This is a genomic window from Xenorhabdus yunnanensis, from assembly GCF_028598805.1.
In the GTDB taxonomy this organism is placed as follows: Bacteria; Pseudomonadota; Gammaproteobacteria; order Enterobacterales; family Enterobacteriaceae; genus Xenorhabdus; species Xenorhabdus yunnanensis.
The window spans coordinates 34,595-56,781 of record NZ_JAQRFI010000023.1; the positions used below are offsets into that span (position 1 = coordinate 34,595).

At 43.0% G+C, this 22,187-nt stretch carries 17 protein-coding genes and 1 pseudogene; 8 read left to right on the forward strand and 10 right to left on the reverse strand.

The window, feature by feature from the left end; all coding sequences use genetic code 11:
- The first annotated feature begins 337 nt into the window (after nt 1-337).
- The 5 genes from PSI23_RS11370 to PSI23_RS11390 all read left to right on the forward strand — a co-directional run bounded on the left by PSI23_RS11370 (nt 338) and on the right by PSI23_RS11390 (nt 5,887).
- The gene (locus PSI23_RS11370; protein ID WP_273555218.1) at nt 338-3,115 is read left to right on the forward strand and encodes an outer membrane usher protein; all 2,778 of its coding nucleotides are present in this window, start codon (nt 338-340) and stop codon (nt 3,113-3,115) included.
- A gap of 132 nt (nt 3,116-3,247) precedes the next feature.
- Nucleotides 3,248-4,009 carry a fimbria/pilus periplasmic chaperone gene (locus PSI23_RS11375; RefSeq protein WP_273555194.1) on the forward strand — a complete coding sequence of 254 codons (762 nt, stop codon included), beginning with the start codon at nt 3,248-3,250 and terminating at the stop codon, nt 4,007-4,009.
- A 115-nt stretch (nt 4,010-4,124) separates the two neighbouring features.
- On the forward strand, nt 4,125-4,688 hold the full coding sequence (locus PSI23_RS11380; protein ID WP_273555195.1) for a fimbrial protein: 564 nt from the start codon (nt 4,125-4,127) through the stop codon (nt 4,686-4,688).
- 65 nt (nt 4,689-4,753) lie between these two features.
- Complete coding sequence (locus tag PSI23_RS11385) at nt 4,754-5,593, forward strand: MrpH family fimbial adhesin (RefSeq protein WP_273555196.1); 840 nt, start codon at nt 4,754-4,756, stop codon at nt 5,591-5,593.
- Nucleotides 5,594-5,623: 30 nt separating this feature from the next.
- Nucleotides 5,624-5,887: a helix-turn-helix domain-containing protein gene (locus PSI23_RS11390; RefSeq protein WP_306309575.1), complete on the forward strand. Its 264-nt coding sequence runs from the start codon at nt 5,624-5,626 to the stop codon at nt 5,885-5,887.
- A 417-nt stretch (nt 5,888-6,304) separates the two neighbouring features.
- On the opposite strand, the gene PSI23_RS11395 is transcribed toward PSI23_RS11390, so the two are convergent.
- From PSI23_RS11395 to PSI23_RS11415, 5 genes are all read right to left on the reverse strand, one after another.
- Nucleotides 6,305-6,985, reverse strand: a complete 681-nt coding sequence (locus PSI23_RS11395; RefSeq protein ID WP_273555219.1) for a tyrosine-type DNA invertase — start codon at nt 6,983-6,985, stop codon at nt 6,305-6,307.
- 211 nt (nt 6,986-7,196) lie between these two features.
- On the reverse strand, nt 7,197-10,421 hold the full coding sequence (gene carB, locus PSI23_RS11400; protein WP_273555198.1) for a carbamoyl-phosphate synthase large subunit: 3,225 nt from the start codon (nt 10,419-10,421) through the stop codon (nt 7,197-7,199).
- A gap of 17 nt (nt 10,422-10,438) precedes the next feature.
- Nucleotides 10,439-11,599, reverse strand: coding sequence for a glutamine-hydrolyzing carbamoyl-phosphate synthase small subunit (gene carA / locus PSI23_RS11405; RefSeq protein WP_273555199.1), 1,161 nt, complete (start codon nt 11,597-11,599; stop codon nt 10,439-10,441).
- Between the two features lie 438 nt (nt 11,600-12,037).
- Complete coding sequence (gene dapB, locus PSI23_RS11410; protein ID WP_273555200.1) at nt 12,038-12,859, reverse strand: 4-hydroxy-tetrahydrodipicolinate reductase; 822 nt, start codon at nt 12,857-12,859, stop codon at nt 12,038-12,040.
- A 209-nt stretch (nt 12,860-13,068) separates the two neighbouring features.
- Nucleotides 13,069-14,052, reverse strand: coding sequence for a LysR family transcriptional regulator (locus PSI23_RS11415; RefSeq protein ID WP_273555201.1), 984 nt, complete (start codon nt 14,050-14,052; stop codon nt 13,069-13,071).
- A gap of 94 nt (nt 14,053-14,146) precedes the next feature.
- Here PSI23_RS11415 and PSI23_RS11420 point away from each other — a divergent pair, with 94 nt between their 5' ends.
- The 3 genes and pseudogenes from PSI23_RS11420 to PSI23_RS23470 all read left to right on the forward strand — a co-directional run.
- The gene (locus tag PSI23_RS11420; RefSeq protein WP_273555202.1) at nt 14,147-14,788 is read left to right on the forward strand and encodes an alanyl-tRNA editing protein; all 642 of its coding nucleotides are present in this window, start codon (nt 14,147-14,149) and stop codon (nt 14,786-14,788) included.
- A 267-nt stretch (nt 14,789-15,055) separates the two neighbouring features.
- Complete coding sequence (locus tag PSI23_RS11425) at nt 15,056-15,730, forward strand: GNAT family N-acetyltransferase (RefSeq protein ID WP_273555203.1); 675 nt, start codon at nt 15,056-15,058, stop codon at nt 15,728-15,730.
- 45 nt (nt 15,731-15,775) lie between these two features.
- A pseudogene (locus PSI23_RS23470) lies at nt 15,776-15,902 on the forward strand (IS982 family transposase); the annotation flags it as partial.
- On the opposite strand, the gene ispH reads toward PSI23_RS23470, so the two are convergent.
- From ispH to ribF, 5 genes are all read right to left on the reverse strand, one after another.
- Entirely contained in the window at nt 15,895-16,848 is a 954-nt protein-coding gene (ispH, locus tag PSI23_RS11430) for a 4-hydroxy-3-methylbut-2-enyl diphosphate reductase (RefSeq protein ID WP_273555204.1), read from the reverse strand. The pseudogene PSI23_RS23470 and the gene ispH overlap by 8 nt on opposite strands.
- Nucleotides 16,829-17,299 (reverse strand): FKBP-type peptidyl-prolyl cis-trans isomerase, encoded by a 471-nt coding sequence (gene fkpB, locus PSI23_RS11435; protein WP_273555205.1) that lies wholly within the window; start codon nt 17,297-17,299, stop codon nt 16,829-16,831. The genes ispH and fkpB overlap by 20 nt, the downstream gene beginning before the upstream one ends.
- Nucleotides 17,300-17,560: 261 nt before the next feature.
- A complete protein-coding gene (lspA, locus tag PSI23_RS11440; RefSeq protein ID WP_273555206.1) occupies nt 17,561-18,073 on the reverse strand; it encodes a signal peptidase II in 513 nt (170 codons plus the stop codon).
- On the reverse strand, nt 18,073-20,886 hold the full coding sequence (gene ileS, locus PSI23_RS11445; RefSeq protein WP_273555207.1) for an isoleucine--tRNA ligase: 2,814 nt from the start codon (nt 20,884-20,886) through the stop codon (nt 18,073-18,075). Before ileS ends, lspA begins: the two co-directional genes overlap by 1 nt.
- A 150-nt stretch (nt 20,887-21,036) precedes the next feature.
- Nucleotides 21,037-21,981 carry a bifunctional riboflavin kinase/FAD synthetase gene (gene ribF, locus PSI23_RS11450; RefSeq protein ID WP_273555208.1) on the reverse strand — a complete coding sequence of 315 codons (945 nt, stop codon included), beginning with the start codon at nt 21,979-21,981 and terminating at the stop codon, nt 21,037-21,039.
- Nucleotides 21,982-22,187: the final 206 nt, after the last annotated feature.

Here is a 22,187-nt window from a genome sequence, read left to right on the forward strand (position 1 = left end):
GATACCTATAGAGGTAAATTGAAATACCCTTTTTTATTTATTTGATCTACGGTGTTCTCTATTGGCTGTATTAGGAAAATAAATTTTTTTGCCATTCAAAAGTAATTTTTAATGGCATACCGATGGTGACATGCTTTCTCTATTCCCCGCAGTACGGTAAAGCCAGTAAAGCATAAAACAGAGAACGTATTACGGATAAAAGCAGGACATGTGGCTACCTCTGCAACCCCAGTATCGGTCAAGGTCCTCAATTTAGAACGATGAATTTTAATGATGCTATGTAATTGGTGATAACTCCTACACACTTACAAACTTGGTAGTATCAAACAGCGGCTAAATTCAAATTGGATTATTAACGATTCATTGTTTAGAGGGTGCTATGGCTTTGTTTTCAGATTCTATGAATCATGCTCTTTTATCTATTAATAAAAAAACGAACAGTAGTAAAAAAACGAATAGTAGTAAAAAAAAGAATAGTAGTAAAAAAACGAACCGTAATAGAAAAAACACCTTTAATAAAAACAGAGTGGTTAATAAAAAAAAGATAGCTGACAAAATAAAAATAGATCATTTAATCTACGGAATTAAACCTCTTTTTGCTCTGGTATTGTTTGCATTATCGGGTATTCAGGCGGGCTATTCTAAGCCTCCAATTGAATTCAATACCGATGCTCTGGATATCAGTGAACGTGCCAATATTGATTTGGATAAGTTCGCTCGAGCCGGTTATATCATGCCGGGTAACTATATTATGGGTGTCCGGATGAATCAAAACGAATTCCCGGATATGTATCCTGTCGATTTCATTGCGCCACCTGATGATCCAAAAGGTAGCGAAGCCTGTATATCCCCCGAATTAGTGAAGCAAATAGCATTGAAACCGGAGTGGGTAGAAAAACTAGGTTGGCAGAATAATGAAAAATGCCTCGATTTTAATACCCTACCTGGCACCTCAGCCAGAGGTGATTTGGCTACTTATACGCTTTATTTAATCGTACCTAAAATTTATCTGGAATATGATTTGCCGGACTGGGACCCACCTTCTCGTTGGGATAATGGGATGCCTGGGTTATTGTTTGATTATAATTTCAATGCCCAAACATCCAAACCCACTCATGGTAGTAGTAACCAACAGATCAGTGCTAACGGAACTGCGGGGATGAATGCAGGAGCATGGCGTTTTCGGGCGGATTGGCAGGCCAGATATAATCACTTGAAAACTCAGCAGGATGATAAACCGGCTTATTCTAGTGGAAGAGATCGTGCTAGTGGAAGAGATCGTGAGTGGGATTGGAGTCGTTACTACATGTACCGTGCGCTTCCCCGCTTAGAAGCGAAATTGACATTGGGTGAGGATTACCTCAATTCCAATATTTTCGATAGCTTTCGCTATACGGGCGTTAGTTTGGTCACTGATGAAAATATGTTACCACCGAATTTACGTGGATATGCACCGGAAGTCACAGGTGTAGCCCGGACTAATGCCAAGGTAACGGTTAGACAGCAGGGAAGAGTATTATATGAAACTCAGGTCGCTTCTGGCCCATTTCGGATTCAGGATCTCAGGGATGCCGTGTCAGGAACACTGGATGTCCGAGTTGAAGAGCAAGATGGTGGTATACAAGAATTTCAGGTTAATACTGCGACTATTCCTTACCTGACCCGCCCCGGCCGAGTGCAGTACAAAGTTGCTGGCGGTCAATCTACTAATGACAAACACCGTCGTGAAGGGCCAGCGTTTGGTATGGGGGAATTTTCCTGGGGGATCAACAATGGTTGGTCATTGTATGGCGGCTTTTTGGCAGCAGGGGACTATAACGCTTTATCGCTGGGGGTCGGTCGTGATCTAATGATGCTTGGTGCACTGTCATTTGACGTGACGGAATCAAGGGCAAGATTACCGAGAGATAATGCGACTCTTACAGGCGGATCTTATCGCCTCAGTTATTCGAAACGTTTTGATCAATACAATAGCCAAGTGACATTTGCCGGATACCGCTTTTCTGAACGCGATTTCATGAATATGGGGCAGTATATTGATCGTCGTTATCATAACGTTTCTTCCGATAGTGGCAAAGAACTGTATACCATTATTTTCAATAAACAATTTACAGATATCGGTCTGAGTGCCCACCTTAACTATAGCCATCAAACCTACTGGGATCGTCCAACAAATGATCGCTACAACATTTCTTTATCCAAATATTTAGATATTGGGCGTTATAAAAATATCAGCGTTAATCTCTCAGCTTACCGCAACAATTTTGACAATAAAAAAGATGATGGCATGTATCTGAATCTTTCCATTCCGTGGGGAGAAACCGGCACTATCAGCTACAACAGCATGGTTAATCGTCAGGGCAACTCTCATATGGCGGGTTACTATGGTCGCATTGATGATCGCAATAACTATCGTATTTCAGCAGGAACTAACACTGATGGCAAAGCGCTGGTTGATGGTTATTACACTCACTATGGCGATAGGGCGTTATTGACAGCCAGTGCCAGTTATCAGGACGGTGGCAACACCACTGCTGCACTCGGTTTGCAGGGGGGAATAACTGTAACAGCAAACGGAGCCGCACTGCACCGTATCAATATACCGGGTGCTACTCGTTTGATGGTAGATACGGAAGGGGTCAGCAATGTGCCTATTCGAGGATTCGGTTCGGCGGTGCATACCAATCACTTTGGTAAAGCTGTGCTGGTTGATGTGAACAACTACTTCCGTAATACGGCAAATGTTGACTTAGATAACTTACCAGATGATGTAGAGGCGTTACGTTCTGTCCAGCAGGCAACATTGACGGAAGGCGCAATTGGTTATCGTAAATTCCAAGTTATGTCAGGGATCAAGACGATGACTATCATCCGTTTACCTGACGGTTCATTCCCACCTTTTGGTGCTTCTGTCATGAATGCATCTCAACGTGAAATCGGGATTGTCAGTGATGATGGATATGCTTACCTGAGCGGAATGAATCAGGGTGAAAAAATGCAAGTGTATTGGGATGGACGTGCCCAGTGCGAGATTACAGTACCGGATGATATTGCGGCAGAATCTTTAACTGCATTTTTGTTACCTTGTCAGTTTTTAAAAGGCGAAGATAAATAAAATGCAACAAAACAAGCCATAATACCTGTTTTCAATAGCGTATTATATTGCTTTTTTGGCATGGGAAGTGCTGCTATTGGTTAGCACAGCAATATAAACCTGAGCTTCTTTTGAGCATGAGCAAATAACACTATGAAACTGAAAAAAATTCTAATGATAACTGCCATTACGGTAACCGGCTTGATGTCAGTTCATCAGGCAATGGCGGCGATAGCATTGGATCGTACCCGAGTGATTTTTAATGGGGATATGAAATCCGTTAGCCTCAATATTGAAAATCAACATCTTGATTTGCCTTATTTGGCCCAGTCATGGATTGAGGATGACAAGGGAAATAAAATCAATGGCCCACTTGTAGTTGTTCCCCCGGTACAGCGTGTTGAAGCCGGAGCAAAAAGCCAGGTTAAGATTCAAACACTGCCAACAATTGCTCAATTGCCACAAGATCAAGAGAGTTTGTTCTATTTCAACATTCGTGAAATTCCACCACGCAGTGAGAAGCCTAATGTATTGCAACTTGCTTTGCAGACACGCATCAAATTGTTCTACCGTCCGCAAGCTGTCATTGCACGCCGTATTGATCTTGATAACCCATGGCAGGAAAAACTCACCCTGACCCGTCAGGGAAACCAGTATGTGGTGAATAATCCAACACCTTATTACATCACTATTTCAGAAGCATCGAACAAGATAGATGGTAAGAGTGCGGATGGCTTTCAGCCTCTCATGCTGGCTCCCAGAAGCAGTGAAAAACTGGGTGGAACAATCAATTCACTGGGTAATGCACCGGTACTGACCTACGTCAATGATTATGGCGGGCATCCACAATTAACATTTAACTGTAGTGGCAATACTTGTGTGGTGACAAAAATCGTAACTGAAAAAGCGGGTTGAGTTGTGTAGATGATATCCCATCAATAATGATATTGACGGGGTATCAACACAGAACTAGCCGGAATATGGCGAGCTTCTTTCAGTAAATGGTTGGATGAATGTAGGGTAAATGATAATGGGTTCGTTAAGCATCAAATTATCCAAATATGTATTGCCAGCGCTATTTCTTTTTGGCATTAGCAGCCAGCAAAGTGGATATGCACAAGATAGCCTGCGCCAAGATGTCAAGATTACGCTAACTGTACTTGCTCCTACTTGCTCGATTAAAACGAAAGATAAAAAAATGGAAGTGGAGTTGGGGAATATTCTTGATCGTGATCTTTATGTGAAACACCGTACAGAAGGCAAGCCATTTTATCTGAATTTAGAGGACTGCGATCCTCGTATAACAAGACGCCTAAAAATTAAGTTCTTGGGAGAACCGAGTCAAGAGCTACCAGGATTGTTGGCATTTAGCTTTGGCAGTCGTGCATATGGTGCTGCTATTGGTATGGAGAAGATCGATGGTACTCCAATGCCGTTTAATAAAACCAGTGAATTCCCGTTATTAGCCAATAGCAGAAATAATGTCATTTCATTCAGAGCGTATGTACAAGCTGAACCTAGTGCTCTTCAACGGAAAAAAATTGGTTCTGGTGAATTCAGTGCAACGGCGACTTTTGAAGTTAATTACGACTAGTCATGCTGACTGGTTTTTCATCCACGATCTTTAGTCAGAATCTGATGCTATTTGGAAAATAAGTTATGCGCCATATTAAGAAATCGTTGTTGAAGCTAGCAGCCCTATTTTTTTTAGTCAGTGCCACATATGGTTATGCTGGTGCTTATGTGATGCCGGTTAATACGATAATACAAGGGAGCCAAACTTCCACGACCATGGAAATCATTGCATGGACAGAGGAAGAGGGTATTCCTAATCCTTGTTATGGAAGAAGTAAATGCTATGTTGGCCCTGATGTTCAATATAGAAATGGTCAAAAACCAGGCATGTACGGCGCCTGTAAGGAGGCAGGGGCATGCTTGCAAGATGCCCAGAAATATCGGACAACCGCCGATGTGATGAATGCGTATAAACAGCGGATTGGTGTCCCTATACGGGTTACATTTTCTATTATTAGCGCAGAAGCGGACTGCGTAGGTTTATTTTATGCGTCTAGAATAAATAAGGGATATGGTGATGGGGAAAAATTCCCTAACTCCACTTGCAACAAAATGCCCCCTCCGAATCAAAGTTGTCAAATCAGTTTGCCTTCTGAAATTGCCTACGGGGAATTAACTGCACTAGAAGTAAATAATGCGACCCGATCAATTAACGGCCATTTTAAATGTGCTATTTATAGCAACAAAATAATGTTGCATACCAGATCAATTAATGATGATACGAGAGTGTACTTCGATTCTAATAAACAAATGTATTCAACATTACAAATTAATGGAAGAAATGCAGCAGATGGCGTGAACGTTACTGCTCAAGGAGAGAATATACCTACTAATTTCACACTAACATCAATACTGCACACAATAACTCCACCAAAAGCCGGTAAATATGAAGGCACTGCAATAGTTTTTTTAACTTATTTATAAATTGAGAGTAGAGATATCATGCAAGTCAGTATGTTGGTAGGAAAAAGAATCCAAATGAAAAGAAGAGAAATTGGAGTGACAGCAGTAGAGCTGGCAGACAAAATTGGAGTGAGCCATCAGCAATTGTCACGTTATGAACGAGGTACTAATAGAATCAGTCTGGAGCATTTGGTCGCTATTTCTATTGCCTTAGAGACTCCCGCAAACTGGTTTTTGGAGGACTGTTTTACTCCCCCTAAGGTTAATATGAATAATCAATATGCCTGTGTAGCAGAAACAGTATTGGGCTTGTAACACTGAGCTTATATTGATATCAAATGGCACTGGATAATAAATAGCATTGATACTAAATAGTACGGATATTAAATAGTGCGGATATTAAATAGTGCGGATATTAAATAGAAAAAGATTAAAGTATCAAAAAATTAAAGCCATTCCCGTCCAGGAATGGCTTTTTTGTAACTCAAACTTTATCGAGAAACATAAAAAATATCAGGTCAAATGGTTAACATTTAGTACCAAACTGTTAACGCAAGATGATTAAACTAATTTTTAATATTATGTTGGTTTATTATTCTAACATAATTGATGGAGTTAAATTATACCGCTTTCGATGTCGAGCAATTTAAATTTTTGTTCAACGTGATGAAAAAAGAGAAAAATTATGATGAGGAAAAAGTGAAGGGAAATTTTTAAATAGATAATTATTTTTTAAAGATAAATCAAATAGTTGATTTGATTTTTGTAGGTTGGGCGAAGATCAATGGAGTTGAAAAAATGAGATAATTTATTGGTTAACAGTTTGGTACTAATTGTCGACAATTTTCGTTTTCCTCTTTCTAGCCATATCGTCTCGAAGCGGCCCGCATTACTTGCGGTATAGCGAACGGTGTGACGAATGTTCCGATGGCCTAAATAGTCCTGAATCAAGCGGGTATCCACGCCATTGTCCGCCAAGGCATAGCCGCAAGAATGTCGTAACATGTGCGGATTCGCGCAAACCGCTAAATTGGCCTTTAAACTTGTTTGTCGGATGATTTTATAAAACTGCTGGCGAGACATACGTGCGCCTGTTCTGGACAAGAATAGCCAGTCACTCTGATCACTATTCTTATAGCGCTGGCGTAAGGAAAGCCATTTCCGTATTAGTTGTATTTCTCTTGCCACCATTGGATGGATGGTGGAAAAGCCATTTTTCAGTCTCTGCACACGCAGCTTTTTCCCTTCTAAATCTACATCTGCCAACTGTAACCCAAGCAATTCGGATACGCGAAAACCATGGATAAAACCCATAAATATCATACAGATATTTCGGTCTGCATGTGGGTTCTTTTCCAATTCCTTCAGCAACTTTTCAATTTCTGAGTGGGTTAAGTATTTACGCTTTAATATGATATTTGACACAGTATTCGACTCCCTATGATTATCAAAGATACCTACTATGATTGTTGCTGATTATTCACAGACTTCAATGTTAAGCATCATTAATAAACAAAACACCAAATAAAACGGCTTCCTTACTCATTGGATTACCAACTTTGGGGAAGCCGTTTTTAGTAGGAGGATATCGCCAAAGACGATATCCTATTTGATAGAATTATTGCTATTTGGCAATCTTAGCATGCATTTCTTGTACCGAAATGACCTGCTCAGTAGGATTGGCACTGAGTGCCATAGTGGTTGCAAAGCCGCCATTCAGGGTCGTGTCATAGTGCACTTTGTATTGCAGTGCGCTGCGACGCAGCAGTTTTGAATCTTCGATCGCCTGACGACCTGCGGTGGTATTGACGATATAGTCATATTCACCATTTTTGATTCTGTCCTGAATATGTGGACGTCCTTCATGAACTTTATTCACCAGGCGTGGATTGATTCCTGCTTCACCCAATACAATCGCAGTACCGTGTGTCGCATCCAGTTCAAAACCATGCTTAAGTAATTTAGCTGCCAAATCGACAACACGTTCTTTATCTCCCTCGCGTACAGACAGAAGTGCCCGGCCTTTTTTACGCATGGTGGAGTTACTGCCCAGCATCGCTTTTGAAAAAGCTTCGGCAAAGGTATGACCAACGCCCATCACTTCACCGGTAGAACGCATTTCTGGCCCCAGAATTGGGTCAACACCCGGGAATTTATTGAATGGCAGTACCACTTCTTTCACGGAGTAGTAAGGTGGAATAATCTCTTTAGTCGCACCTTGCTCAAGCAAAGACTGACCTGCCATCACGCGCGCTGCTACTTTTGCCAGCGGCAGACCGGTTGCTTTGGAAACGAACGGTACGGTACGTGCTGCGCGTGGGTTTACTTCAATTAGATAAACTTCGTTGTTTTTCACCGCAAACTGGACATTCATCAGACCGCGAACGCGCAGTTCAAAGGCCAGTTTTTCAACTTGCTGGCGCATGACATCCTGAATTTCTTTGCTCAAGGTATAAGCAGGCAAAGAACAGGCTGAGTCACCGGAGTGAACACCCGCTTGCTCGATATGCTCCATGATGCCGCCAATCAGGACACGCTCACCATCACAGATGGCATCCACGTCTACTTCAATTGCATCATCAAGGAAGCGATCCAGCAGGACTGGCGCATCGTTGGATACGCTAACCGCATTCTGGAAATAACGGCGCAAGTCAGATTCGTCATATACGATTTCCATTGCACGCCCACCCAGTACATAAGATGGACGAACGACCAGTGGATAACCAATATCATTACCTTTTTCTACGGCCTGTTCGATAGCGGTAACGGTGGCATTTGCTGGTTGTTTCAGGCCAAGGCGATTAACGGCTTGCTGGAAACGTTCACGATCTTCTGCACGGTCAATGGCATCAGGGCTGGTACCGATAATAGGTACACCTGCTGCTTCCAGTTCACGGGCCAGTTTCAGTGGAGTCTGACCGCCATACTGAACGATAACGCCTTTTGGCTGTTCAACACGCACGATTTCCAGCACGTCTTCCAATGTAACAGGTTCAAAGTAAAGACGATCGGAAGTGTCATAATCGGTAGAAACAGTTTCTGGGTTACAGTTTACCATGATGGTCTCAAAACCATCTTCACGCAGAGCCAGAGAAGCATGTACGCAGCAGTAATCGAACTCAATGCCTTGCCCGATGCGGTTCGGGCCACCACCCAATACCATGATTTTCGGTTTGTCATTGTTCGGATTGGCTTCACATTCGTCTTCGTATGTGGAGTACATGTAAGCGGTATCGGTAGCAAATTCTGCTGCACAGGTATCAACACGCTTATAAACCGGATACAAGTTGTAATCATGGCGTAGTTTACGGATCTCTTTACCCGAGATTCCCACCAGTTTTGCCAGACGCGCATCAGCAAAACCTTTGCGCTTAAGGTGGCGCAGGAAATCAGAAGTCAGGCTGTTAACGCCGTGTTCTGCAACTTGCTCTTCCAGACGGATCAATTCTTCAATTTGTACCAGGAACCAGCGGTCAATGTTAGTCAGGTTGAAAATCCCATCAACGGACATACCAGCGCGGAAAGCATCAGCGATATACCAAATACGCTCAGCACCTGCATTTTTCAATTCACTGCGGATTTTGGTCAGGGATTGTGGATCATCCAAATTGACTTTAGGATCAAATCCGATCGCGCCGACCTCCAGACCGCGCAGGGCTTTCTGCATGGATTCTTGGAAAGTACGGCCAATTGCCATCACTTCACCAACAGATTTCATCTGTGTGGTCAGGCGGTCATTGCTGCCGACAAATTTTTCGAAGTTGAAGCGGGGAATTTTTGTCACAACATAATCAATGGAAGGCTCGAAAGACGCAGGTGTACGCCCGCCTGTGATATCATTCATCAATTCATCAAGGGTATAACCGACTGCCAGTTTTGCCGCGATTTTCGCAATCGGGAAACCTGTTGCCTTCGAAGCCAGCGCCGATGAACGGGATACGCGTGGGTTCATTTCAATGACAATCAGGCGACCATTTTTCGGATTCACAGCAAACTGAACGTTTGAGCCACCCGTTTCTACGCCGATTTCACGCAATACCGCCATCGAAGCGTTACGCATGACTTGATATTCTTTGTCGGTCAGCGTTTGTGCTGGTGCTACTGTGATGGAATCACCGGTATGGATGCCCATTGGATCGAAGTTTTCAATGGAGCAGACGATGATGCAGTTGTCATTTTTATCCCGCACCACTTCCATTTCATATTCTTTCCAGCCAATCAGTGATTCATCGATCAGCAATTCATTGGTTGGAGAAAGATCTAAGCCGCGTTCACAAATTTCTTCGAATTCTTCACGGTTGTAGGCAATACCACCACCGGTTCCGCCCATGGTAAAAGAAGGACGAATAATGCAAGGAAAGCCAACATCTTCTGCTACTGCCAGAGCTTCTTCCATAGTATGGGCGATACCAGAACGTGCAGTATCCAAGCCGATTTTTTTCATCGCCTTGTCGAAACGTTGACGATCTTCGGCTTTATCAATCGCATCAGCCGTTGCACCAATCATGGTTACGCCAAATTCTTTTAGTACACCTTGGCGTTCCAGTTCCAGCGCGCAGTTTAGTGCTGTTTGCCCGCCCATTGTAGGCAAGACTGCATCTGGGCGTTCTTTTTCAATGATTTTACGTACAACTTCCCAATGGATTGGCTCGATATAGGTCGCATCTGCCATTTCAGGATCGGTCATTATTGTTGCTGGATTCGAGTTTACCAGAATGACGCGATAACCTTCTTCCCTCAGCGCTTTACAAGCTTGGGCGCCGGAGTAGTCAAATTCACAAGCCTGACCGATAACAATCGGGCCAGCACCTAAGATCAGGATACTTTTAATATCAGTACGTTTTGCCATTTTTCTTCTTCTCCTGATTATTTGGTGTTCTGGGCGTTTGTCTGGCGATATTCTTCAATAAGCTCAATAAAGTGATCGAACAAAGAAGCTGCTTCATGTGGGCCGGGGCTGGCTTCAGGATGCCCCTGAAAACTGAATGCAGGTTTATCAGTGCGATGAATGCCTTGCAATGTGCCATCGAAGAGTGACTTATGCGTGACGCGCAGATTGGCTGGCAGTGAACTTTCAGCAACCGCAAAGCCGTGGTTTTGTGCTGTGATCATGACGACATCGCGATCCAAATCTTTAACAGGATGGTTGCCACCGTGATGACCAAATTTCATTTTCACGGTTTTTGCACCACTGGCCAGCGCCAGTAATTGATGTCCCAAACAGATACCAAATACAGGGATTTCGGTATTCAGGAAAGTTTTGATTGTTTCAATAGCATAGTCGCATGGTTCTGGATCACCAGGCCCATTGGACAGGAAAATGCCATCTGGTGCCATTTTCAGCACTTCATCAGCCGGGGTTTTTGCCGGAACAACAGTAACGCGGCAGCCGCGATCCACCAGCATCCGCAGGATATTGCGCTTAACTCCAAAATCATAGGCCACAATGTGGTAAGGTAATTCTTGTTCTTTGCGAGCTTCTGGTAGCCCATCCGCTAATGTCCAACTTCCTTGCACCCATTGATAAGATTGTGCTGTCGTGACTTCTTTCGCTAAATCCATGCCTTTCAAGCCAGGGAATGCTTTTGCTTTTTCCAGTGCAACTTGGGTGTCTGCCTCATTACCCGCAATGATACAACCGTTCTGTGCCCCTTTTTCTCTTAATAGGCGGGTCAGTTTACGTGTATCGATATCTGCGATGGCGACAATATTGTGACGTTTCAGGTAATCAGACAGATTTTCTTCACTGCGGAAGTTGCTGGTCACTAAGGGCAAATCACGGATAACTAAGCCTTGGGCTTGAATGGTGGGGGATTCTTCATCAGCGGCATTGATGCCGACATTACCAATATGAGGATAAGTAAGAGTAACAATTTGGCGGGAATAGGAAGGGTCGGTAAGTATTTCTTGATATCCGGTCATTGAGGTATTGAAGACCACTTCTCCAACAGCCACACCTTTTGCACCAATGGCGCGACCGTGAAATTGGGTTCCATCTTCCAGGACCAATATAGCTGACTTAATCAAAACGCCCTCCAGTATGAATAATTAGTCGCATCCAATGCATATTAATTCAGATTTAATCCTTAAAATCAATGCCAATCATGATTTTTTGTCAAAATTTTGGCAAATTGCGCGCATTCTAATGATGAGAAGGGGGGTTGTCTACAAAAAATGGCATTTTTATTGGCTTTTTTACAACTTTTGGTCTTGTATTGGGTAAATGAAGCTGAAAAGTATAAGAGAAGTAGGAGAGGATAATCGATTACTGTGAGAGAAAACTTAAAAACAGAAAAAAAGTATGTTTTTTTTCGTGTTCATGGGAAAAAGGCAACAAAAAGACTCAGTATTATTATGAAAATAGTGGTTAACTCAGTTATTTTATTGAAAATTGTTTTTATATCATAATTACACAGCTATTTAATAAATAACTATGTAATTACAATTGATTATAATTTTTTAAAATTAAATATCATCAAGGTTTAATACATCTTTCATGTTGTACAGGCCACTATTTCTTCCTGTTAACCATAGTGCTGCCTTAATTGCGCCATTAGCAAAGGTCATACGGCTTGAAGCCTTATGGCTTATCTCTACACGTTCACCGATATCTGCAAAGATCGCGGTATGCTCTCCAACAATATCTCCTGCCCGTATGGTGGCAAATCCAATGCTTTTAGGATCTCGCTCTCCGGTATGGCCTTCACGGGTATACACTGCACTGGTTTTGAGATCACGACCTAATGCATTAGCGATGGATTCTCCCATAGCCAGTGCTGTTCCTGATGGAGCATCCACTTTATGGCGATGGTGTGCTTCAACAATTTCGATATCTGTATATTCCCCCATAATGGTGGCGGCTTTTTCCAGCAATTTTAGTACCAGATTAACGCCAACACTAAAATTCGCGGCAAAAACAATGGGGATCTCACGGGAGGCTTCTGCAATGGCTTGTTTTCCGGCATCATCAAAACCTGTTGTGCCGATGACCATTGATTTGTGATGTTGCTGACAAATGGAGAGGTAAGCCAATGTTCCTTCAGGACGAGTAAAATCGACCAATACATCAAATTGTTCAATAACTTGATGAAGATCATCATTAATAACCACCCCATTGTTACCAATTCCCGCCAGCTCTCCAGCATCAGTTCCCATCAATGAGGAACCGGAACGCTCCAATGCAGCACCAAGGGTAACACCATCCAACAGCTGGACGGCCTGAATAAGATTACGTCCCATACGCCCGCCAGCGCCTACGATAGCAACGCGAATATCTGTATCAGCCATAAGGCCCTCTCTATAAATCATTTTTAATTGAGGTGACAAAGGAAATTTTTTAAGGAAATTGTTTTACAGCTTAACTGCCAAGAACTGGCTGCGCCAGACTTATAGTCTGACAATAAGAAAAACAGGGATCCGACGGGAAGTTATAAAAAAAACTAAACAGCGGATATCACCCTATATGTCGTTAGTCTTGTGTAGCTACTGTTTTGTAGTTACTCTCCTGCCTCTGGCAATTCGTAGTTATGGATTGAACGACCTTTGGCTGCTATTTTATCTGAGGTGGGTTCTTTACGAAGGCATTTGGCCAGAAACTCTATGAATACACTAAGTTTTGGTGGCAAATGCCGAGTTGGTGGGTAGAGTATCCAGAGTTCGCCAGTATAGTTGGCCTTAAAGTTCCAATCAGGTAGAACTTGAATTAATCGCCCCTGCTGTAAAGCATGCTTAGCGGTAAAATAAGGTAAACTGCCTATTCCAATGTGTTGTAGGACTGCATCAAGCCTTACCCCTGTATGATTGGCTGCATAACGTCCATGAATATTAACAGTGGCAATTTTGCTACCCTGACTGAATTTCCAGCGCGAATCACCCGGTTCTTCTCCAAGATAAATGCAACTGTGAGTTTTCAGGTCGTGTGGATGCTGTGGAGTGCCGTGTTCTGCAAGGTATTCAGGCGTTGCACATAAAATATGCCAAATATGCAATAAACGTCGTCCCATTAAACCCGGAGGAGGTTGATCTGTAATTCGTATCGCGAGATCAACCTGATCATCTATCAAGTCGACATATCGATCATCAAGTCGTAAATTTACATCTACTTTGGGATAATGCGTAAGGAAAGCAGGTATATGAGGATGAACTACGAAACGTCCTACCGCTTTAGGTACACTGACCCGTATTATTCCTTGTGGCTCATGACTGAAATTCCCTGATACGGTCATAACGTCCTGAGCTGCATTTACCATATCCAAACAACGCTCATAAACTTCTTGTCCACTTTCACTCAAACGTAGTTTACGTGTTGTTCTCTGTAAGAGGCGAGTTCCCAGAGCTTTTTCCAATTTGGCTACAGAACGGCTAATGGCAGAAGGAGTGGCAGCAAGCTGACGGGCTGTTTCAGAGAAACTGCCCGTCTCAACCACTTTCGCGAAAATAGCCATCTCCCGCATTAAATTTATTGTGTTATTTGTGCTCATAAGTCAAAAGTTATTTGGTTTTTCGATGGATTATCGCAATTGAGTTTATTTAATACAATTAGGAAAAGTTTGCTGATACCAGGGAATATTAGTTATGTTTGAACGTCTTTATTTATCCAGCTCCATATTGGCAGGAGAAGTTGAAATCCTAGATTGCTCTCTTTGCGATGATCAACGTTATGCGGTTCAATTAAAAGCAACTCCGTTTCATCCTCAAGGAGGAGGCCAACCTAGTGATACTGGCTGGCTTAATGATGTGGAGGTTATTCATGTCACGTTAGAAAATGACAGAATAATTCATTACACAACATATCCTGTGAGTACAGGTATTGCCTTTGCCCGTGTTGATGAGAAACGTCGCCGATTACATTCACAATTGCATTCTGCGGGGCACCTTATTGGACACATTGTTGAACTTTTGGGTTGGCATCCCATTAAGGCACATCACTGGCCCGGAGAAAGTCGTGTAACCTTTAAATCAGGGGCTGATGCACAAGCCTTTTCAATTGAAGATCTTCAAGAAAAATGTGACCAATTCATTTGTGAAAACTTATCTTGCCAAATTACTCTACGGGATAATGGGTTTAGAGAGGTCGGTTTTAGTGAGCTTACACCTTATCCTTGTGGTGGAACACACGTGGAGTCATTAAAGCAAATTAATGGAATCCTGATACAGGATATACAGCAAAAGAAAGGTAAACTATCGGTGCAATATGATGTGGTATTTCCATCGTAATTTATTTCCATAATAAATACTGTATTTTTACTTGAGCCTGAATTCAAATTAGATTTTGGTATCATTGTTATCTTTCTTTTTACAACAAAAGGATCTATAGTGACCTTTTAAAAAATGGAGTTTAACCCTATAGTATACCATTAATTCATTACATTATTTTATTTGTTAGTTTTAATTAAATAATAATTAATGGCAGCTGTTTTTTGGTCATTATATTAATATGGTAAAAATGAGTAATTTTTATTACAGTCTTGTATGGGGAAGATTATGAGGTTTAGATCAGGATCTTTGAATGTTAGTCAACCTGCAGAATTTGGTCGTTTAACCCGTACTAAATCTACTTCGCATCAGAAATTAACATCAGTTGATGCCAGAATATTTATAGCCATCAAGGAAGTTAGTGCACAAGAAGCATTAAATATAGCAAATAAGATAACTAACACAACTATGATAAAGAATGAGTGGGAATATTATAATCCTTCTGGTTCGATTAATGATGAGCAAGAGAAATGGAATGCCAGATATAAAAGCACACATTATATATTGGATCAAATATCGAGTTCGGCGAAGGATTATATTAATAAAATAGCTAAACCAGAAAAGAAGGTCATTTTTTTTGCTGCATATTTCAAAGGCATACCTATAGGGGTTTTACAATTCTCTCTTAAGAATGACGATTATCCTGAATTACCGATAATCGATTATTTGGTGACTCATTGTGGTATTCGAAATTGTGGTTCTTTACTAATAGAATATGCGTTAAATAAATCACAACAATTAGGAATGAAAGGAAAACTAACACTTTCTTCGGTACCAGCAGCAATGCCGGTATATTTTAATATGGGATTTACTATTTTAGATGATGGCGTGTATTTACAACTAAATCCTACGGAAAGTAACAAATGGTATTCTATAAATGGTCATTATAGATTCAGAGGATAATAAATTAATGCATCCATAAAGGATAAGAGTATTAACTGGACACTCAGACGCCGTAGTATACTCGGCTTTTTGTTGGAGATTGTGTCGGGATTAATTGCTTACGCCTTCCAACCCGAAAAAGCCGAGCTTGAATTTATATGATTCTGAAACTGCTGTCCTTAAGGTTAATTAACCTCTTTCACTTCAACACGCAGCTCTTTTGGTACTTCGAAAACAATGTTTTCTTCTCGACCATGCAGTTCGTTAACCGTTTCTGCACCAAAAGTTTTCAGGCGTTCAATAACCTGCTGTACCAAAATATCAGGCGCAGATGCACCCGCCGTTACGCCTACTGCGTTTACACCAGTAATCCATTCCTCTTTGATATCCTCTGCCGAATCAATCAAATAAGCCGGTTTCCCTACGCGCTGCGCAAGTTCGGCCAAACGATTTGAGTTTGATGAGTTTTTAGAACCTACAACTAAAACAACATCAGCTCCTGAAGCGAGATCACGAACCGCTTCTTGGCGGTTGGTCGTGGCATAGCAGATATCATCTTTGCGTGGGCCGACAATATTAGGGAACCTTGCATTAAGTGCATCAATCACTTCTGAAGTGTCATCAACAGAAAGTGTTGTCTGTGTCATAAAGCAGAGGTTATTTTCATCCTTGACTTGCAATTTCCACACATCTTTCGGTGACTCCACCAGATACATGCCGCCGTTGGGGTTATTGTACTGTCCCATCGTGCCTTCTACTTCAGGATGGCCGGCATGTCCGATTAAAATTGCTTCTTTACCTTTGCGGCTCGCTCTTGCGACTTCCATATGTACTTTGGTGACCAGTGGACAGGTTGCATCAAACAGCATGGTTAAATCACGGGAGCGGGCTTCGGCACGAATGGCTTGGGAAACACCATGTGCGGAGAAGATCAGGATAGCACCATCAGGGACTTCTGAAATTTCTTCAATGAAAATAGCACCACGATTTCTGAGATCGTCAACCACATAGCGGTTATGTACTACTTCATGGCGGACATAAATAGGGGCACCGTACAATTCCAGTGCCCGTTCTACGATGCTGATGGCACGATCAACACCAGCACAGAAACCACGAGGGTTAGCCAGCAATATTTGCATGGGTTTCCTCCAACTGAGGGTCAATTTCCAACACTTCAATCTCAAAAGTGATGTTTTGGTCAGCCAGTGGATGGTTAAAATCAACAGTAATGGAACCTTCAGCGACTTCTTTGACAAGCCCCGGCATTTCACTGCCGTTCATGGCTGTAAATAACATGATGGTTCCTACTTCTGGGATACCGGCATCGGAAAAATCACGAGGAGTGAAGTATTGGACTAAATCAGGGTTATGTTTGCCAAAAATGGTTTCTCCAGCCAGAGTAAATTGGTGTTTATCACCGACTTTCAAACCAAGAAGTTGTTGTTCCAGTGGGGCAGAGAGACTTCCATCACCAAGGCGGAATAAAGCGGGCTTGCCTTGACTGTAAGTCGAGTCTGCCGTAGAGCCATCATCCAGCTTTAATGTGAAATGTAACAAAACTGCACTGTGCGCTTGCACCTGCATTGACATGTTGCTCAAACCTTTTACTTAAAAATGATTGCAAGTATACCTTTCATCTTCCAAGTTTTTGTTTAGTTGCCTGCGTTACCACTTGAAATTTATTGGGTATAGATGAAGTTTTCAGCCCCAGCTCATAAAACTGGGGCTGATTTATTATCATTCTTTCAATAACTATTTATTTAAATAACTATTCATTTAAATAACTATTTTCTCAATGACTATTTTTTCAGTAACTATTTTTCAGTAACTATTTCTATTTCTTTTAATGAATTATGCTTTCGAGGCTGCTTTCTTGTCCTTGTCATCAGGGGTGATAAAGCTCTCTATAATAATGAGAACAGCCCCGATGCAAATTGCAGAATCTGCAATATTAAAGGTAGGCCAGTGCCATTCCCCGACGTAAAAATCGATGAAATCAACAACAAAGCCATGCACCAGCCTATCGAACAAGTTCCCCAATGCCCCACCAATCACTAAGGCGTAGGCAATATTGCTCAGTTTCTGCCTAGCGTTGGAATAATACATTGTCACCAGCAATACAACCGTAATGGCAATTGCCACCAATGAAAAGAACCAGCGCTGCCAGCCGCCTTTATCGGCCAGAAGACTGAAAGCTGCCCCTAAATTCTGGGCATAAGTCAGGTTGAAATAAGGTATCAGTGGAATGGATTCGTGCAGCGTGAAATGCTGCAACACTAAGTACTTACTTCCCAAATCCAGTATTAATACCACAACAACCAGCCAAAGCCAGCGCAGTCCGGTGGAACAAATGGGTTTATTCATCAGGCAAATTTACGCTCTTCACCGTTCCCGGCAACGTTAGTCACACAGCGGCCACAAAGTTCTGCATGCTCCGCCACCAGACCCACATTTTTAGCATAGTGCCAGCAACGTGGACATTTTTCTCCGTCTGCTTTGCGGAAGGCCACTTTCAGGCCAGCAAGTTCGCTTTGCTGCGCATTCTCGTCGGCAGTTGCATAATCTGCAACTTCAGTCTGAGAGGTCAGCAGCACAAAACGCAGTTCATCAGACAGTTTGCTGAGTTTTTCTGCTAATGCTTCATCTGCATAGAGTGTGACGGCAGCTTCCAGAGAACTGCGGATATGTTTGTCAGCACGAGCCTGTTCCAGAACTTTGTTCACTTCGCCACGTACTGCCAACAGATCAGCCCAGAAAGTATCGTTCATATCTTCGCCATCTGCCAGACCAAACAGCCCGTCATACCACTCTTCGGTAAAGACATATTGAGTACGTTTACCCGGCAGTTCATTCCAAACTTCATCAGCAGTGAACGACAGAATCGGTGTCATCCAACGAACCAGTGCTTCTGAGATATGGAATAATGCCGTTTGGCAGCTACGACGAGCAAGGCTGTCATTTTTCGCGGTGTATTGGCGATCTTTGATGATATCCAGATAGAACGAACCCATTTCTACGGAACAAAATTGCATCAAGCGTTGAACTACGGAGTGGAAATCATACTCATCATAGTATTTGAGGATATCTGCCTGAGCTGCCTGAGCGCGACCTACTGCCCAACGATCCAGAACGACCATATCTTCTGCTTTTACCATATGCTCTTCTGGGTTGAAGCCATTCAGGTTTGCCAGCAGGAAGCGGGCGGTATTGCGGATACGGCGGTAAGCATCAGCAGAGCGTTTCAGGATCTCGTCAGAAACAGCTATTTCACCGCTGTAATCGGTGGATGCTACCCATAAACGCAGGATATCTGCTCCCAGTTTGTTCATCACATCTTGTGGGCTGACGGTATTGCCGATGGATTTGGACATCTTACGTCCTTGCTCATCAACGGTGAAACCATGAGTCAGCACCTGACGGTAAGGCGCTTTGCCTTTGATCGCAGTGGATAACATTAGTGAGGACATGAACCAGCCACGGTGCTGGTCAGAGCCTTCCAGATAGATATCGGCTGAATTGCCGTGGAATTCCGGACGAGCATCAACAACAGAAGAATGGGTGCTTCCTGAATCAAACCAGACGTCCAGTGTATCCGGCGCTTTGATGTAATCAACAGCCTCATCACCCAACAGTTCTGCTGCGTCCAGATCCCACCATGCCTGAATACCATCCACTTCAACGCGCTTGGCGACTTCTTCAATCCATTCAACGGTACGTGGATGTGGCTCTTGTGTCTCTTTATGAATAAACAGAGACATTGGTACACCCCATGTACGCTGGCGGGAGATACACCAGTCCGGACGGTTTTCTACCATGGATTCGATACGCGCCTGTCCCCAGCCTGGGATCCACTGAATATCTTTGATCTCTTTCAGAGATTGTTCACGCAAACCATTTTTGTCCATACTGATGAACCATTGAGGTGTTGCACGGAAGATGATTGGTTTTTTGTGGCGCCAGCAGCAAGGGTAGCTGTGCTGGATTTTTGCCAGACTCAGTAATGCGTCTTTTTCTTTCAGCAGTTCAACGATGATATCGTTCGCTTTGAAAACAAACTGACCATCCAGTGAAGGATAAGTGCCAGAGATATAACAACCATTAGGGCCAACAGGATTGGCGATTTCAAGATCGTATTTCAGACTGATACTGTAGTCATCAGAGCCATGGCCCCCAGCAGTATGCACCGCACCTGTACCTGCTTCAAGCGTAACATGATCGCCCAGAATTGCGGGAACGTCATAGCCCATGAATGGATGCTTGAAGCGCAGCAGTTCCAAATCTGCACCTGTGCAATCACTGACGACTTCCCATGAAGTGATGCCTGCACGTTGCATGACGGATTCAACCAATTCCGCCGCCAGAATCAGACATTCATCTTCAACTTTAACCAACTGATACGTAATTTCAGCATTCAGTGAAATCGCTCGGTTAGCTGGTAATGTCCACGGTGTGGTTGTCCAGATAACCAGAGAAACTGGCAGGCTGAGGTGCTGTGCGTCAAATTTGGCGTATATGGCATCAGCATCAACGGCAGTGAAGCGTACGTCGATGGAAGGGGAGGTTTTATCGTAGTATTCAACTTCTGCTTCAGCGAGGGAGGAACCACAGTCAGTACACCAGTGAACGGGTTTTACACCTTTCAGCAAATGCCCATTTTTGATAATGCGGCCCAGTGCCCGAATGATGTCTGCTTCAGTTTTGAAGTCCATGGTCAGGTAAGGTTTATCCCAATCACCCAGTACGCCCAGGCGCTTGAAACCCGCTTTTTGTGCTTCGACTTGAGTCATGGCATATTTGCGGCACTCAGCACGGAATTCAGCGGCGGAAAATTTTTCCCCCGGCTTGCCGATAATTTGCTCAACCTTGAGCTCAATGGGCAAACCGTGGCAGTCCCAACCTGGAATATAAGGCGAATCGAAGCCTGATAGCCCTTTGGACTTAACGACAATATCTTTGAGAATTTTATTAACTGAGTGACCAATATGAATATCGCCGTTTGCATATGGAGGGCCATCATGCAAGATAAACGTTTTTTTGCCAGATTTTGCTTTTCTAATTGCCTGATACAAACCTTCTTTGTACCAACGTTTCAACATATCTGGTTCGCGCTTGGCTAAATCCCCGCGCATAGGGAACCCTGTTTCCGGTAAATTCAGGGTGTCTTTGTAGTCACTCATTATAGATTCTCAGTTCCAATTTTCCGCTATATCCTTCATCTTTCAAGTTGCTACTTTGTTGGCTGTGTTCTCTCACCCCAGTCATATAGAGTTATGTGACTGGGGATTGATTCACTTGCCATCGCGCTGCAACTTGAAATCTATTGGATATCAGATACATGACTCGGATAGCCGCAAGAGATAGTTCCTCGCAGCAATCACATCATTTGCGATTTGCTGTTTAAGCGCATCAAGCGAAGCAAATCGCTGCTCATTACGCAATTTTTTGCGTAATACTACATCGATATGACGCCCATACAGATCCATTTGGGTATCAATCAAATGCACTTCAAGTTGCTGGCCTTGACCAGCAACTGTAGGGCGATTGCCTATGTTTGCAACGCCCGGTAGAGGGTTATCGCCCAATCCGTGGACTTCAACAGCATAAACACCCTTAACGGGCGTAACTAGACGTCTCAACGGTAAGTTAGCTGTGGGAAAGCCAATAGTACGCCCCAATTGCTTACCGTGAACGACTCTGCCACTTATGCTGTAAGGGTGTCCCAGTAATATTTCGGCCAAGGCCAGATCATCATTTTGCAGTGCCTGGCGAATGGCTGTACTGCTGATCCTAAGACCGCTGTCACAAAAACTGTCTGTGCTGGCGACATCAAAATTGTATTGTTTACCTGCTTGCTGCAAATAGTGGAAATCTCCGAAGCGATTTTTGCCAAAACGGAAATCATCTCCTATTGCCAGAAACTTAACACCCAGTTTTTCAACGAGCAACTGTGAAACGAAGGCTTCAGGTGAGTTATCTGCAAAATATTTGTCAAATTTCACACATAACAGATAATCAACGCCATTTTGGGCCAGATACTTTATTTTATCTCTCAGCCTTGTCAGGCGGGCTGGCGCTTTATCTGTAGCAAAAACTTCCAGAGGCTGCGGTTCGAAAATCATGACCATCGTCGGTAATCCGAGACGCTGCCCTTCTTGCTTCAAGTGTTTTAGTAAAGCCTGGTGCCCGCGATGGACACCATCAAAATTACCAATCGTCAGCACGCAACCATGGTGACGCGCCCGGATATTGTGTAGACCGCGAATTAGCTCCATAGCTGGCTCAATACCGTGGAAATTGTCGGATTATACCTTGTACAAAGCTCAAGGTTAACCCACGATCACAAAGGGTTTTAATTAATAACCTGATTCATACAATAAAAATAGGCTAGATGCCCGAAAAATATTTAATTTATCGCATTTCTCTGTGATTCATTCAGTTTTTTATTGCGAAGGACTGTATTCCCTTTCAGTAAGCTGAT

Coding starts and splice junctions, on each gene's coding strand:
- PSI23_RS11375 (WP_273555194.1), top strand. CDS start 3,248: ATGAAACTGAAAAAAATTCTAATGATAACTGCCATTACGGTAACCGGC.
- PSI23_RS11380 (WP_273555195.1), top strand. CDS start 4,125: ATGGGTTCGTTAAGCATCAAATTATCCAAATATGTATTGCCAGCGCTA.
- PSI23_RS11385 (WP_273555196.1), top strand. CDS start 4,754: ATGCGCCATATTAAGAAATCGTTGTTGAAGCTAGCAGCCCTATTTTTT.
- PSI23_RS11390 (WP_306309575.1), top strand. CDS start 5,624: ATGTTGGTAGGAAAAAGAATCCAAATGAAAAGAAGAGAAATTGGAGTG.
- carB (WP_273555198.1), bottom strand. CDS start 10,421: ATGGCAAAACGTACTGATATTAAAAGTATCCTGATCTTAGGTGCTGGC.
- dapB (WP_273555200.1), bottom strand. CDS start 12,859: ATGGCTGATACAGATATTCGCGTTGCTATCGTAGGCGCTGGCGGGCGT.
- PSI23_RS11415 (WP_273555201.1), bottom strand. CDS start 14,052: ATGAGCACAAATAACACAATAAATTTAATGCGGGAGATGGCTATTTTC.
- PSI23_RS11420 (WP_273555202.1), top strand. CDS start 14,147: ATGTTTGAACGTCTTTATTTATCCAGCTCCATATTGGCAGGAGAAGTT.
- PSI23_RS11425 (WP_273555203.1), top strand. CDS start 15,056: ATGAGGTTTAGATCAGGATCTTTGAATGTTAGTCAACCTGCAGAATTT.
- ispH (WP_273555204.1), bottom strand. CDS start 16,848: ATGCAAATATTGCTGGCTAACCCTCGTGGTTTCTGTGCTGGTGTTGAT.
- fkpB (WP_273555205.1), bottom strand. CDS start 17,299: ATGTCAATGCAGGTGCAAGCGCACAGTGCAGTTTTGTTACATTTCACA.
- lspA (WP_273555206.1), bottom strand. CDS start 18,073: ATGAATAAACCCATTTGTTCCACCGGACTGCGCTGGCTTTGGCTGGTT.
- ileS (WP_273555207.1), bottom strand. CDS start 20,886: ATGAGTGACTACAAAGACACCCTGAATTTACCGGAAACAGGGTTCCCT.
- ribF (WP_273555208.1), bottom strand. CDS start 21,981: ATGGAGCTAATTCGCGGTCTACACAATATCCGGGCGCGTCACCATGGT.